Genomic DNA, 15,272 nt, shown 5'->3' on the forward strand with positions numbered 1-15,272 from the left:
AGATATATTCCTGAAAAAAATTACTTAGTGGCAACAGAGAATCATAAAAAGGCAATTGAGCACCCTATATTTGAGCTTATTTCTCAAACATCCGAAGAATTAAACCTTAAGAGCTACGTCATTGGTGGTTTTGTTCGTGATTATTTATTGGAAAGAGGCACCCCTAAAGACATTGATATTGTTGCCATAGGTAGTGGTATTGAATTAGCAAAAGCCGTAGCCAAAAAACTCCCTAAAAACCCTAAGGTCTCGGTATTCAGGAATTTTGGCACCGCAATGATCAAAACTGATGATCTCGAAATTGAGTTTGTTGGAGCAAGGAAAGAGAGCTACAACGAAGACAGCAGAAAACCAGTTGTTGAAGATGGTAGCTTGGAAGATGATCAAAATCGTCGTGATTTTACTATCAACGCCTTGGCCCTATCATTATCAAAAGAAAATTTCGGTCAGTTACTTGACCCTTTCAATGGGGTACAAGACTTGGAAAACGGAATTATCAAAACTCCGCTGGATCCGGACATTACTTACTCTGATGATCCGCTTCGAATGATGCGCGCTATAAGATTTGCTACACAATTAAGTTTTATAATTGAAGACGAATCCCTCGAGGCTATTAAGCGAAATAAAGAACGAATAAAAATTATTTCGAAAGAAAGAATAGTTGATGAACTTAATAAAATACTATTGTCGCCTCAACCTTCTCTTGGATTCAAGTTGCTATTAAAAACAGAACTACTAAAATATATTCTACCCGAACTCACTAACCTTCAGGGCATTGAAGAAATTGAAGGACAACGTCATAAAGACAATTTTTGGCATACCCTGGAAGTAGTAGATAATATCAGTGAAAATACTGATAACCTATGGCTCAGATGGGCTGCGCTATTACATGACATCGGTAAAGCTCCAACTAAAAAATTCGACAAAAAAATAGGTTGGACATTTCATGGACATGAATTTATTGGTTCTAAAATGGTATTTAAACTCTTTAAACGTTTACGAATGCCATTAAATGATAAAATGAAGTTTGTTCAAAAAATGGTACTGTTAAGTTCGAGACCAATAGTCTTGGCTCAGGATATAGCGACCGATTCTGCTGTAAGAAGACTTATCTTTGATGCAGGCGACCATATAGAAGACTTAATGACACTTTGTGAAGCAGATATCACAACCAAAAATCCTAAAAAATTTAAAAAATATCATAACAACTTTCAGATTGTAAGAAATAAAATAACTGAAGTTGAGGAACGTGATCACATCAGGAACTTTCAACCACCTATAGATGGACAGGAAATTATGGATACTTTTAACCTAAAACCTTCAAGAGAAATTGGCATAATTAAAGAAGCGATTAAAGAGGCGATTCTTGAAGGAGAAATTCCAAATGAATATAATGCGGCACACAAGTTTATGATTAAAAAAGGAGAACAATTAGGATTAAAAATCAATAACTAATTAAATAATAAACCAACCGACCATACCAATAAAAAAAACGCATATGAAACCAACATTAAGAAATTTAAACATTCCTTCATAATAAGAGATGTTTAACCTTCTTAATGAGAGAACGCAGTGCATCGGAGTAATTGCACACGTTCTTAATTTTATAATTAACTCATGACAAAATAAATACTAAAATTGAAACGTGTGAAAAAAGATTCTAAAAAAGTCATTTACTGGCTTTTACTCGGTTGTTTTTTAATTTTTATCATGGTTATCGTGGGCGGAATAACCAGGCTTACACATTCAGGTTTATCCATGTCTGAATACAAGCTGGTTACCGATATGCTACCTCCAATGAATGAACAGGAATGGCATGACGCTTTTGAAATCTATAAGCAATTCCCCGAATACCAAAAACTCAATTATCACTTCACTCTTGAAGACTTTAAAGACATTTATTTCTGGGAATGGTTGCATCGCTTAATAGGCAGAATCATCGGACTGGTATTTTTCATCCCTTTTATATACTTTCTACTCACCAAACAACTAACAAGAAAAACTACCTACAAATCATTATTTTTAATGTTCCTGGGTGGGTTCCAGGGTTTTCTAGGTTGGTATATGGTGAAGAGTGGATTAATTGACAGACCTGACGTAAGTCATTATCGCTTGGCCATTCACCTGATAGCTGCGTTCATCACCTTCGCTGCAACATTTTGGGTAGCCTTGGATATTATATACCCAAATCGTAATCCGGTCAATAAACCATTTAGAAATTTAATAATTTTAGGTACCGTTGTTTTACTAATCCAGATAATATGGGGAGCATTTGTTGCTGGATTAGATGCCGGATGGGTTCACAATCATTGGCCATTGATGTCAGAAGGTAAACTAATACACGACACTGTATTCATTGAAAGAGAAACACTATGGAAAAATCTAACAGAAGGAAGAAGTGGAGTTCAGTTTGTCCATCGCTATTTGGCGTATATTGTGGTTTTTATCATAGGCCTGATTGCCTATAAGGCTCGTAAAATGAAACTTACAACACCCCAGAAAAATAGTATTATTGCCCTCCTTGGCATAGTGATTCTTCAGTTTGTCCTTGGAGTATTTACCTTAATTCTTGCAGTTCCGGTGTGGCTGGGCGTTGTACATCAGGTTGGTGCATTTTTCCTGTTAAGCGCAATGACTTTTACATTACACCGTTTTAGATAAAATACGCAAGGGCCCTATCATTTGGCTACGAATTAAAAACCAAAATAGACGCTAATAAAAGCGTCAAGTATCAAAGCAATTAAATCTCGTTAATCAGGTAAATAATTGTACTTTTGAACCCTTTTTTAAAAATTTTCGAAATGATTTATAAGTTTAGAGTTATATTAGATGCAGAGGAAGATATCTTTAGAGATATTGAAATAGAAGCTGAAAACACTGTGGAGGAATTGCACAATGCTATTATTCAGGCTTTTGGTTTTGAAGGAAGCGAAATGGCTTCATTCTATCTAAGTGATGAAGAGTGGAACCAGGGAGAGGAGATCTCTTTATTCGACATGAGTGAAGGAGGATCTGATGTAAGACTAATGAATGAAACATCTTTAGATAGCATTCTGGATGAGAATAACACAAAGCTTATCTATATTTATGATTTTTTAACCATGTGGACATTCTTTGTTGAATTAGCTGAAATAGCCGAGAAAGAAGAAGGTAGGATATATCCTAATTTACTTTTTGCTCACGGACAGCTACCCGACGCTCCACCTGAAAAAGAATTTGAAGGAGAAACCTTAAAAAATGATCTCGAAGAGGGATTTGACTTAGACGATTACGACGATTTTGATTTTGACGAAAACTGGAATTAATATATGATTAACTTATATCCAACGCAATTAGACAGCCTTTCGATTCATCGAGTAGGTAACAAAAGTAAGAATGAAGGAGTCTTTCTCTCTGAAGAACCATATAAATTGAATGATGAGATTACCGCCATTCTAAAAGAATACTTTTTCAAACCATTTAGAGAAAAAGAAGAAAACTACTATCGCTTTCATAATGAAGTTGATGTCGAGTTTAATGAACTCTATAAAATTGTCTCTGAAGCATTTTCCAACCCGTCCTCCATACATGAACATTCCAAGAGCATAGCCTCTCATCTGTTCGATCAAAGTAGTCACCCACACATTAAAAGTGGTGAGCTGTATGTAGCATACTTGTCGAATGTAATGCTTGATAATGAAAAGGTAGATGCTATAGGAGTTTTTAAATCCGAACTAAAACACGATTTCCTGCAATTTGAAGAGAAAGGCAGTAATTTAGATATCCTGATCAAACAGGGAATTAATATCAATAAATTAGATAAAGGTTGTTTAATATTCAATGTAAAAAAAGAGGAAGGCTATAAGGTGTTGTCTGTCGACAGTAATAAATACGACACCAAATACTGGCTTGAGAACTTTTTGGGTGTCGATGTGTTAGCAGATGAAAACTTCTTCACTAAAAAATACCTGAAGTTCTGCCAGGATTTTGCCAAAGATGTAGTATTACCAGCTGAAGACAAAAAGGAAGAGGTGATGTTCATGAATCGATCAATGAATTATTTTGCCAAAAACGACGATTTCGAAGAAACAAATTTCCTTAATGAAGTAATTGATAATCCGGACCTAATTCCGGAATTCAAACATTACAAGGTAGAAAAAGGTCCTAAATATAGTATAGAAGATGTTGCCAATTTCCCAATTGCCAACAAAGCAGTTTCTGATGCCCGTAAAAAAGTAAAAAACCTAATTCAGCTAGACACAAATATTCAGATTAAAATGGATTTTATCAATCCGGAGTCTGCGGAAAAATTTGTAGAAAAAGGCTGGGATGAAGAAAAGCAAATGTATTACTACCTTGTTTACTTCAACAAAGAACAAAAAAGTTAAATACAACAATAAATCAAGAAGAAAAACTCCTCTGATGAGGAGTTTTTTTATTTCATTCCTTTTGATCCATGCAACAGACGCTTCATACTAACATCTTCATAATTCCTTTTGACAAAATCAAGAGCAGCTTCTAATACCTCCCCCATATTTTGAGCTTTTTTAAATTCTACATCCTGTACAAATTCCAGCAGTTCCATTTTTAAATGCTCTACATGGTCCTCATAAGATATAGTATCGTTCTTTGCACAATCTAAAAGTTCCTCAATCCGCTCGTGATAACCAATAAGTCTTTTAGCAACTATCGATCGCTCCTCTACCTTATATTGATCCACAGAGCTCCGCTGTAACTTATTCCTAACCATATCAACCATGACTCTGTTTTCTTTGAAAAATTGAGGCCTGTAAACCTTAAATTTCCCTTCAAAACATTGCTGATCAAAGTCTATGGCCCGTATTCGATATACAACGTGATCAAAGTCGTGAGTTGGAACTATAACATAATTATATGATCGCATATCCCCCAGCAGACGAATCATGCAACGTTCGTTAAATTTCACAAACTCCTTAGCTATTTGAGCCTTTTCAGGTTCGGTGCACTCAGGTAGCATTTCTTTTATAAAAACATCCCCCGGTATACCTGAAATATGCTCTTCTATCAAAGTATCCTTATACACCAAAAAGTTTAAATTATAAGGAGAAAGCATATGCTCTAATTCCAATCCATAAATCCGGGAGGCATCTGCTTTTTTCACATAGAAATAAGTATAGTTATCATTGAGGATGTTTCTCACTTTCACCCTAAAAGGCTGAGAATTACCAAATGTACAGAAATCAATAGCATCCACATTTAGAAACTGTAATATCCGGTCACTTCCATCAGAATGAAGACTAGAGTATACCCGCTTTAAACTCATATCAATCTCCTGCCTGTCAAACTCATTATAAAAAACCCTGATCCATAAAGTATCTTCATCATTTTTATCATAAAGCACTGTAGATCCGGCAAAGCGCAACAAGTCTTCATAGAAAATTGGAATTTGGGTATTCCTGCTGTATTCATTTAAATACGCATGCAACTTATCCGATATCGGAAAGGCAGGCTTCTTCTTAGACATTAATTTCTCACTCATCTATAAAGTCGTTTTCATCAAAATTACATTATATTGTAACAAAATCTAAGTTAGATCGTCAAGTAAATACAATCAAAAAACAAATTTCTTTTGGATACCATACTTACAATTAACAACCTCACTAAAAAATTTGGGAAGCTTGTTGCTGTCAATGACCTTTCCTTTACTATAGAAAAAGGAAATGTTTACGGACTCCTGGGACCAAACGGTAGTGGTAAATCAACCACCCTTGGCATTGTACTGAATGTAGTTAATAAAACCAGTGGTAATTTTAGCTGGTTTGATGGAAAAACCAGTACTCATGAAGCCTTGAAGAAAGTTGGCGCGATTATAGAGCGACCAAATTTTTATCCGTATATGAGTGCAGAAAAGAATCTCAGGCTGGTCTGTAAGATCAAAGGAGTCGCTACCGGTAAGATTCGTGAAAAACTTGAACTCGTTGGACTGTGGGATCGAAAAGATAGTAATTTCAGCACCTATTCCCTCGGTATGAAGCAACGTCTGGCCATCGCTTCAGCGCTACTTAACGATCCGGAGATTTTAATATTAGACGAACCCACTAATGGGCTAGATCCACAAGGAATACACCAGATAAGAGAGTTAATAACCAAAATTGCAAATACGGGGACAACTATTTTACTAGCCTCCCATTTACTCGACGAAGTTGAAAAAGTCTGTAGCCATGTGGTCGTTTTGAGAAAAGGTGTTAAACTATACTCAGGCCGTGTGGATGAAATGATTGCAAGTCATGGATTCTTTGAATTAAAAACAGAAGACAACAAGAAACTATCGACCTTCTTAAAGAACCATCCCTCCATTAAAGATGTGATTGCAAAAAATGGAACTATTACCGCTTTTCTCAACGAACCAATGGATGCTGCCACCTTTAACGAATATCTGTTCAAAGAAGGTTTTGTACTGTCCCATTTAGTAAAAAGGAAAGAAAGTCTGGAAGAACAATTCTTAGCGCTAACCAACAACGAATCTAAATAATCATCATCAATCAAACTACCATATGTTACGTCTTTTAGAAATAGAATTTATTAAACTGTGGAATAGTAGAGTGAGTAAGTTTTTAATTATAGCCTACTTCTTTCTATTAACCTCTATAGCTCTGATCGCTGCAATTAAATTTGACATTGGTCCCATTAAATTTCATTTAGCGAAGGAAGGGATCTTTAATTTTCCGTATATCTGGCATTTTAACACCTTTGTAGCAGCCTTTTTCAAGCTTTTCCTGGCCATAGTTATTGTTTCGATGATGGCGAACGAATATAGCAACAAAACCATTAAACAAAACCTGATCGACGGCCTGAGCAAGAGAGAATTTGTGCTGTCAAAGTTCTTGACCGTAGTAGGCTTTTCAGCAATTTCAACCGTATTCATCTTTGTTGTTTCTCTGATTTTAGGATTAATATATTCTGACTTCAATGAAGTATCGATCATTTTATCAGATTTAGAATTCTTGTTTGCCTTCTTCATAAAGCTTATTGGCTTCTTTTCGTTTTGTCTTTTTTTAGGCATGCTGGTAAAGAGATCGGCATTTGCACTGGGTTTTCTGATCTTGTGGCAATTTATCGAAGGAATGATATACCTGGTTCTTAGATGGAAATTCGATGAGAATTTTGCCTCAAACGTACTGACTTTCCTCCCATTAAATGCGATGAGCAATTTAATTAAAGAACCTTTCACAAGACTTGGAGCGGTTAAATCAGTCGCACAACAAATAGGAGAAGATATATCTTACGATTTTGGCGTGCATTGGTATGAGATTTTAATTGTTTTAGTATGGACAGCACTCTTCGTTTACTGGTCTTATTTGATCTTAAAAAAGAGAGACTTGTAAACGAATTTTAATGTGTATCATACAAATTATTCAACAGCAATAAGAATTAAATTTATAATTACTTAAACAGTTTTTCTTATACAGTTTATTAGCTTTGTATACCCATCCTGCATAATGAGGGAACCTATTAATTAATAGAAGCTTATAGCTGTGAAATTTAAAATAGTATCAGAATATCAACCTACAGGAGATCAGCCGGAAGCTATCAGACAATTAGCTGCTGGTATAGAAACCGACGAACGATTTCAAACACTCCTGGGGGTAACTGGATCAGGGAAAACCTTTACAGTCGCAAATGTCGTCGAAAATGTTCAACGACCTACATTGGTTCTTGCTCACAACAAAACACTTGCTGCCCAATTGTACTCAGAATTCAAACAATTCTTCCCGGATAACGCGGTAGAATATTTTGTTTCTTATTACGATTATTACCAACCTGAGGCATACCTCCCTGTTACCGGAACCTACATAGAAAAAGACTTGTCCATAAATGATGAAATTGAAAAGCTTAGGCTTAGTGCCACTTCTGCCTTACTTTCAGGAAGAAGAGATGTATTGGTCGTAGCTTCAGTTTCATGTTTATACGGAATCGGTAACCCCGTAGAGTTTCAAAAAAATGTCATTAAAATTGAACGTGATCAGGTAATCTCAAGAACAAAATTTCTTCATCAATTAGTGCAAAGCCTCTATTCCAGAACTACTGCTGAATTTGTAAATGGAAATTTCAGGGTTAAAGGAGATGTGGTCGATGTATACCCTAGTTATGCTGATCACGCATACAGAATTCATTTCTTCGGAGATGAGATAGAAGAAATTGAAGCATTTGACCCCACCAACAATGCCCATATTGAGAAATATGATCGCCTGAATATCTATCCTGCCAATATGTTTGTAACCTCTCCTGATGTGTTGCAAAACGCAATTCATATGATTCAGGATGATATGGTAAAACAAGTGGATTATTTTAAAGAGATAGGTAAGCATCTAGAGGCTAAACGTCTTGAAGAACGCACTAACTTTGATTTGGAAATGATCCGGGAACTAGGATATTGTTCAGGTATTGAGAATTATTCCAGATATCTGGATGGTAGAGAACCAGGAACAAGACCTTTCTGCCTATTGGACTATTTCCCTGATGATTATTTAATGGTGGTTGACGAAAGCCATGTAACAATACCTCAGGTGCATGCGATGTACGGAGGAGACAGAAGTAGAAAAGAAACTTTGGTCGATTATGGGTTTAGATTGCCGGCAGCAATGGATAACCGTCCACTTAAATTTGAAGAATTTGAAGCGCTTCAAAATCAGGTAATATACGTATCAGCAACCCCTGCTGACTATGAACTGGAATTAAGTGATGGCGTTTATGTCGAACAGGTTATTCGTCCAACTGGACTCTTGGATCCGGAAATCGAAGTGCGCCCAAGCGAAAATCAGATCGACGACCTGATGGAAGAAATTCAACAAAGGGTAGAAAAAGACGAACGGGTATTGGTGACCACTTTGACTAAACGCATGGCTGAGGAACTAACAAAATACCTGACACGGACAGGCATAAGATGCCGCTACATTCATTCTGATATTGACACCCTTGAACGTGTAGAAATAATGCAGGACCTCAGAAAAGGATTATTCGATGTATTGGTAGGAGTTAACCTGTTAAGAGAAGGATTGGATCTACCCGAAGTCTCTCTGGTTGCAATATTGGATGCCGATAAAGAAGGTTTTTTGAGAAGTGCCAGATCATTAACGCAAACAGTAGGAAGGGCTGCCAGAAACTTAAACGGAAAAGCCATAATGTATGCGGATAAGATTACCAATAGCATGCAAAAAACTATCGATGAAACTAATTATAGAAGAGAAAAACAAATTAGCTACAATAAAGCTAACAACATCACTCCAACTGCTTTAAAGAAAAACTTCCAAAACATCCTTACGAAAAGTGTTCCGGATGATTACGAACAAAACAATGGGCTAGGTCAGGCTGCGGAAGCTGAATTGACTTACTTAACAAAAGAAGATATAGAGAAACTGATAAGAGAAAAGCGCAAAGCAATGGAAAAAGCAGCCAAAGATCTTGATTTCATTCAGGCAGCAAAGCTGCGAGATGATATAAAGACACTCCAGGAAAAAAAATAAAAAAACGCCCCTCAATAGGGGCGTTTTCATTAACTAACTAACCAATAATCTAATTATGAAAAAACTACACTACTTCTATTTAAGAAATTGAAATCATTCTCTTTTGCTTTGGTAATGCTTCTTGCTTTTTAGGCAATGCAATGGTTAAAACTCCATCAGAGTAACTAGCATTCACACTTTCCTCATCAACAGTTTCAGGGAGCGTAAATGATCTGCTGAATGAGGCATAGTTAAATTCCTTTCTGGTATACTTACCTTCTTCATTATGGGTTTCCTTTTCAGATTTAGTCTCTGAAGAAATAGTTAAAACGTTCTCATCAATCGCAATATTAAAGTCTTCCTTCTTCAAACCAGGTACTGCCAACTCTAAAGCATAACCACTTTCACTTTCTCTGATATTAACAGCTGGTGCATTAAAATTCCTTACCTCTTTCCCTTCAAACCAATCATTCTTAAATAACTCGTCTAGCAATGAAGGAAATAATACGTTTGGGTTTCTTTTCACTAAGTTCATTTTTATAATCTTTTTGATTCAACTTCTATTATTAATTCATTGTGCTTAAGTCAAAATTAATTCCAAACATAAAATAACGACATTATGTCATTTTAAACCCTCTAAAAAGCGACATAATGTCACTTTTTCCTGTGTGAAATGATTAATTCTAACAATTTTGTCATCTTCGCATTAACAAGTCAACAATAAATTATCTGAAAATGAATGGCAAAACCCAATTCAATAGCTATTAATATTAAAGAAAACAGAAGAATTGAAACGCCACCCTGAAAATCAGATATGTTAGTATATTTTAGAAAAATCGATAACTTAAAAAATGATCCTGCTTACAGAAGTAATAAAAAAGCAGTTCATAATATGGAAAAGAAGTCCTGAAAAGAATATGTTAAATCCTCCCAATTATTCATAGCATTCAGGAGTAAAATAAATGGCATGATAGATCACTAATTATATTGTGCTTTGAAAATATTAATAAGTATATCCGGAGGCACAACCTTATCTTCATATTGATGCATAACCTTTAATACCTGATGAATAGCAAATGGACTTAATCCTAACCGAACCCCCAACTCCATAACTTTATTTAACTCATCAGGATGTTCCTGCTGGTCAACATTCATTAAGAGTATCATCCTGTGAAACTGAAGAATCCTTTGGGCCTCAGAGGCAGGAGGAACGAATGGAACATTAGATTGATACAATTTGTCCAAATCACTTTCAGCAACCCCCAGACTAGCCGCAATCATCTTCAAAAACCCAACCTCCTTCTCGGTGATTTTATGATCAGCCCTAATTAACGCGATTAATTCGGACAGTAAACTTAATTTTTCAGATTGGTTGCTCATATTTACTATATTTAAGTATTAAAAATATAAAAAGTTTCAAGATGCGACCATATATTCTTGGTTTTATATTATTATTTATCGTTCAAATTAACGCGCAAACAACTGCTTCGATACAAGTTTCGAATTTCGTCATTGAGGCACCTCAACTAAAAACCAATAAAAGAATCTGGATCTACCTACCCAAAAATTACAATACTTCAACCAAAAGGTATCCGGTAATTTATATGCATGATGCACAAAACTTGTTTGACATTAACACCTCCTATGCCGGTGAATGGCATGTTGACGAGAGTTTAGACCATTTAAATGCGGAGACCATTATTGTAGCAATAGAACATGGAAACAAAAAAAGAATTGATGAGTTAACTCCTTTTGAACATCCAGATTATAAAGGTGGAAAAGGAAATGATTATTTAGATTTTATAGTAGAAACCGTTAAACCCCACATCGACCTGACCTTCAGGACCTTACCAGATCGCGCACACACTACAATTTTCGGCAGCTCTTTGGGTGGCCTGATTTCATTTTATGCTATTTTTCAATACCAGGACACCTTTGGTCAGGCAGGAGTGTTTTCACCAAGTTTTTGGTATTCGGATCAAATATTTTCTATGATAGAAAACATGGAAAACGTACCCAATGTAAAAATCTATTTTGCTACTGGCGCCGAGGAAGGGGAAAACATGATACCCGATCAGGAGAAAATGGTGAAACTACTTTTAGAAAAACACATTCCCCAAAAAAACATAAAACACTACATTGTCAAGAATCAAAAGCACAATGAACACTTTTGGGGAAAGGAATTTCCAAAAGCCTATAAATGGCTTTTAAAAGGCTATTATTAAAAATAAAAAAGCCCGCAATCCGCGAGCTTTTAACAACCAAAGTATATGCTACTATTCCCCCTTAACGGTAACGGATACTTTGTAACTCTTACCCTTAACTAACTTTTGAGTTTCTACTTTTTGATAGTTTAACCTGCTTTTAATATAATACTCCACAAGTTCATTTTCAGCTTCAACATCTGAAACTACTATTTCATTAGACTTGTTAATAATGAAGAAAACAGTTGCAGTAAGCTCACGATTTTTAAACTCAACACCGGGAGTGCCAAGTAAACTTTTCAATTCCTTGGTAACTTCATCCTCAGAAGTCTTTGGTTCTACATTGGCCGTTGCCATGTTTGCCGATAAAACTAAAACGGCAGTTGCGATGATTTTTGTTAATGCTTTCATAGTCTTTTGTGTTGTTTTTTGATTACAATACAAATGTAGCCCACATCAACAAACTAATCACCATTTTCTGTCATCCTTAACTTACATTTAAATCTCTTTACATTAACCTAATACACCTGAAAAACAGCAACTTACGACAACAAAAGAACCTAAACCCCTTGAACCCCAAACGAATGAACACCTAATCGATTAAGTGCTCTTTTAACAGAAGATACATCATAGGATTAACGACTTTAATAAAAAGAACGTACACTATTGAATTTAATTAAAAGTTAGCCCTAAAATCATGCTATAACCTTAAAAAAAAGCCTCCAATTCGTTCAATAAATGAACACAAAGGCTAACTAACATTAAGTTTACAATTCATGCCTTCATCCCCCACTACTTTACACTGACATAACAAAAAAAGTCCGGCACCAAGGCCGGACTTTCTATAAGATTTATATTAAAATCAATTACTTTAATACTTCCTGAACTTTATCAGCAGCTTCCTGGAATTCAATCGCCGAATGTACAGCTAATCCAGAATTATCGATAAGTTCCTTAGCTATCTCAGCATTGGTTCCTTGTAAACGAACAATAATTGGTACATTGATAGCATCACCCATATTTTTGTATGCATCTACAATACCTTGAGCAACTCGATCACAACGCACAATACCTCCAAAGATATTTACCAATATCGCCTTCACATTAGTATCTTTTAAAATGATACGGAAAGCCGTTTCAACACGCTTAGCATCAGCAGTCCCTCCTACATCTAAAAAATTAGCAGGAGCTCCTCCAGCCATCTTAATTAGATCCATAGTAGCCATAGCCAGACCAGCTCCATTAACCATACATCCAACATTCCCATCAAGATTAACAAAGTTTAACCCGGCAGCCTTTGCTTCTACTTCAATCGGATCTTCTTCTCGAAGGTCTCTCATCTCTGCATAATCAGCGTGACGATACAATGCGTTATCGTCAATAGTTACTTTAGCATCAACAGCTAAAATTTTGTCATCCGATGTTTTTAACACAGGGTTGATTTCAAATAATGAAGCATCAGACTTTACATAAGCTGTATATAGTGAACTAACAAACTTCACCATTTCTTTAAACGCATTCCCTGAAAGGCCTAAATTAAAAGCTATTCTTCTCGCCTGGAAAGGCATTAAACCGATAGCTGGATCAACCTCTTCATTAAAAATTAAATGAGGTGTTTTTTCTGCAACTTCTTCAATATCCATTCCTCCTTCAGTAGAGTACATAATCATATTACGTCCCTTACTTCGGTCTAAAAGTACCGACATATAAAATTCTGAAGTTTCACTTGGACCTGGATAATAAACATCTTCGGCTACTAATACCTGGTGTACCCTTTTACCTTCTTTCGAAGTTTGTGGAGTAACCAAATCCATTCCGATGATTTGATCTGCTATATCTTCTACTTCCTTAAGGTTTTTAGCAAGCTTTACTCCGCCACCTTTTCCACGACCACCTGCGTGAATTTGGGCTTTAATTACATGCCAACCTGTTCCGGTTTCTTCTGTTAATTGCTTGGCACCGGCTACAGCTTCCTGTGGATTGTGTGCTACAATACCACGCTGAACCTTTACACCAAAACTTGCTAATATTTCTTTTCCTTGATATTCGTGTAAATTCATAATGAGCAGTTGTATATTTTAGCTAGGCAAAAGTAACAAACCTCAATTAATTAAACTAAAAATATTTGATTAAGCTTTTGTTACGCATCAATCACCTGGCTATTTTTCAAAAAATTATCCCCTACCCCCCCATAGAACCGTACTTGTGAAGCGTCATAAATCAGTTTTATTTTTTATCTTCATCCCTTAAATTACCATCCCGTATAACTTATGATCCAAAAAGTTTTTATTAGTCCTTTTCAAAGATTCGTTAAAATTGAAAGTTTAAGTGGTATTTTGCTTTTTTGTGCAGCCGTCATTGCTGTTATCTGGGCTAACTCCCCGTTTTCTGAAAGCTATACCGATTTATGGAACTTCAAAATAGGCATCAGCTCAGAAAATTTTGAGCTTCAAAAACCATTACTATTATGGGTAAATGATGGTTTCATGGCCATATTCTTCTTTTTAATAGGTCTGGAAATTAAAAGAGAATTACTCATAGGTGAATTAAACTCCGTTAAAAAAATGGCATTTCCCTTTGTAGCTGCCTTAGGAGGAATGTTAATCCCTATGTTCTTTTTTATGTTTCTAAATGCTAATCCAGAAACTTCAAATGGTTGGGGAATCCCCATGGCAACGGATATCGCATTTTCTTTAGCAGTACTAAAACTGTTAGGGAATCGTATCCCACTTAGTCTTAAAATATTTTTGACAGCATTTGCAATCGTTGATGACATTGGAGCTGTATTAGTTATAGCTGTTTTCTACACCAACAATATTGCAATAGACATGATAATATATGGAGCTGTTTTACTATTAGTCTTATACTACCTGACCTATAAAGGAATCTACTCTAAATATTTCTTATTCGGTACGGGTATCATCGTTTGGGTGCTGTTCTTAAAGTCTGGAGTACACCCTACCATTGCGGGCATATTATTGGCCTTTGCTGTACCAATCAGACAACGCATTAGTACAAAAACTTTTGTTTCAAACCTCTCGAGTATTACCAATAAAATTCAGAAGGGAGTGATCGAAGATGAACCGGTATTATCCAAAGAACAAATAGCCGAAATCGATAACCTGGAAGAATGGACCGATAAATTTCAATCACCCTTACAACACCTGGAACACAAACTACACGACTGGGTGGCTTATTTTATCATTCCAATATTTGCATTGGCAAATGCAGGTGTTTCATTAAGCAGCGACGCTGGAATCGATACAGCGCTCGCCCTTAACATTACCCTTTGTCTTATTTTTGGTAACAGTATTGGTATTACAACCTTAGTATTACTCACTAATAAATTAAAAATCATAGAAATTCCGGAAGATATCAGTAAGGCACAGATCCTAGGAGTTGCTTGTCTGGCGGGAATCGGCTTCACCATGGCGATTTTTGTTGCTAGTTTGGCCTTTTCGGATACACCTATCTATGTAGACTCAGCCAAAATTGGTATCCTTGCCGGATCCATGTTGTCTGCACTTCTTGGATATACGATTTTAAGGATAACAAGTAAACCGAACCCAAAAAATGATGACTGATATCCTTGAGCGAAAGACTCAAT

Annotated in this window: 14 protein-coding genes; 9 read left to right on the plus strand and 5 right to left on the minus strand. The window is 35.9% G+C overall.

The genetic code is table 11. From position 1 onward, the window contains the following. Positions 1 to 27: 27 nt before the first annotated feature. The 4 genes from P278_RS08645 (at position 28) to P278_RS08660 (ending at position 4,367) form a co-directional block, all read left to right on the plus strand. On the plus strand, positions 28 to 1,455 hold the full coding sequence (locus P278_RS08645; RefSeq protein WP_038265022.1) for a CCA tRNA nucleotidyltransferase: 1,428 nt from the start codon (positions 28 to 30) through the stop codon (positions 1,453 to 1,455). Between the two features lie 192 nt (positions 1,456 to 1,647). Further along, positions 1,648 to 2,661 carry a COX15/CtaA family protein gene (locus P278_RS08650; protein WP_038265543.1) on the plus strand — a complete coding sequence of 338 codons (1,014 nt, stop codon included), beginning with the start codon at positions 1,648 to 1,650 and terminating at the stop codon, positions 2,659 to 2,661. Positions 2,662 to 2,801: 140 nt separating this feature from the next. Continuing rightward, positions 2,802 to 3,305: an IS1096 element passenger TnpR family protein gene (locus P278_RS08655; RefSeq protein ID WP_038265024.1), complete on the plus strand. Its 504-nt coding sequence runs from the start codon at positions 2,802 to 2,804 to the stop codon at positions 3,303 to 3,305. A 3-nt stretch (positions 3,306 to 3,308) separates the two neighbouring features. Then, positions 3,309 to 4,367: a nucleoid-associated protein gene (locus P278_RS08660; RefSeq protein WP_038265026.1), complete on the plus strand. Its 1,059-nt coding sequence runs from the start codon at positions 3,309 to 3,311 to the stop codon at positions 4,365 to 4,367. Positions 4,368 to 4,414: 47 nt separating this feature from the next. Here P278_RS08660 and P278_RS08665 read toward each other — a convergent pair whose 3' ends face one another. Beyond that, positions 4,415 to 5,497: a hypothetical protein gene (locus tag P278_RS08665; protein ID WP_038265029.1), complete on the minus strand. Its 1,083-nt coding sequence runs from the start codon at positions 5,495 to 5,497 to the stop codon at positions 4,415 to 4,417. Between the two features lie 90 nt (positions 5,498 to 5,587). On the opposite strand from P278_RS08665, the gene P278_RS08670 reads away from it, so the two are divergent. The 3 genes from P278_RS08670 (at position 5,588) to uvrB (ending at position 9,482) form a co-directional block, all read left to right on the plus strand. Next, the gene (locus tag P278_RS08670) at positions 5,588 to 6,490 is read left to right on the plus strand and encodes an ABC transporter ATP-binding protein (protein WP_038265032.1); all 903 of its coding nucleotides are present in this window, start codon (positions 5,588 to 5,590) and stop codon (positions 6,488 to 6,490) included. A 22-nt stretch (positions 6,491 to 6,512) separates the two neighbouring features. Continuing rightward, on the plus strand, positions 6,513 to 7,343 hold the full coding sequence (locus P278_RS08675) for an ABC transporter permease (protein ID WP_038265035.1): 831 nt from the start codon (positions 6,513 to 6,515) through the stop codon (positions 7,341 to 7,343). A gap of 150 nt (positions 7,344 to 7,493) precedes the next feature. Continuing rightward, complete coding sequence (uvrB, locus tag P278_RS08680; RefSeq protein WP_038265041.1) at positions 7,494 to 9,482, plus strand: excinuclease ABC subunit UvrB; 1,989 nt, start codon at positions 7,494 to 7,496, stop codon at positions 9,480 to 9,482. A gap of 79 nt (positions 9,483 to 9,561) precedes the next feature. Here the strand turns inward: uvrB and P278_RS08685 are convergent, their stop codons facing one another. Together P278_RS08685 and P278_RS08690 are read right to left on the minus strand one after the other, a co-directional pair. Next, positions 9,562 to 9,996, minus strand: a complete 435-nt coding sequence (locus P278_RS08685; protein WP_038265045.1) for an Hsp20/alpha crystallin family protein — start codon at positions 9,994 to 9,996, stop codon at positions 9,562 to 9,564. A gap of 443 nt (positions 9,997 to 10,439) precedes the next feature. Further along, positions 10,440 to 10,841 carry a hypothetical protein gene (locus P278_RS08690; RefSeq protein ID WP_038265047.1) on the minus strand — a complete coding sequence of 134 codons (402 nt, stop codon included), beginning with the start codon at positions 10,839 to 10,841 and terminating at the stop codon, positions 10,440 to 10,442. Between the two features lie 41 nt (positions 10,842 to 10,882). Here P278_RS08690 and P278_RS08695 point away from each other — a divergent pair, with 41 nt between their 5' ends. After that, the gene (locus P278_RS08695; RefSeq protein ID WP_038265049.1) at positions 10,883 to 11,686 is read left to right on the plus strand and encodes an alpha/beta hydrolase; all 804 of its coding nucleotides are present in this window, start codon (positions 10,883 to 10,885) and stop codon (positions 11,684 to 11,686) included. Positions 11,687 to 11,737: 51 nt separating this feature from the next. Here P278_RS08695 and P278_RS08700 read toward each other — a convergent pair whose 3' ends face one another. Both P278_RS08700 and sucC read right to left on the minus strand, forming a co-directional pair. Then, a complete protein-coding gene (locus tag P278_RS08700) occupies positions 11,738 to 12,076 on the minus strand; it encodes a hypothetical protein (protein ID WP_038265050.1) in 339 nt (112 codons plus the stop codon). Positions 12,077 to 12,531: 455 nt separating this feature from the next. After that, a complete protein-coding gene (sucC, locus tag P278_RS08705; RefSeq protein WP_038265051.1) occupies positions 12,532 to 13,725 on the minus strand; it encodes an ADP-forming succinate--CoA ligase subunit beta in 1,194 nt (397 codons plus the stop codon). Positions 13,726 to 13,935: 210 nt separating this feature from the next. Here sucC and nhaA point away from each other — a divergent pair, with 210 nt between their 5' ends. Continuing rightward, on the plus strand, positions 13,936 to 15,249 hold the full coding sequence (gene nhaA, locus P278_RS08710) for a Na+/H+ antiporter NhaA (protein ID WP_038265056.1): 1,314 nt from the start codon (positions 13,936 to 13,938) through the stop codon (positions 15,247 to 15,249). Positions 15,250 to 15,272: the final 23 nt, after the last annotated feature.

Origin of the sequence: Zhouia amylolytica AD3 (assembly GCF_000511935.2) — a bacterium.
In the GTDB taxonomy this organism is placed as follows: Bacteria; Bacteroidota; Bacteroidia; order Flavobacteriales; family Flavobacteriaceae; genus Zhouia; species Zhouia amylolytica.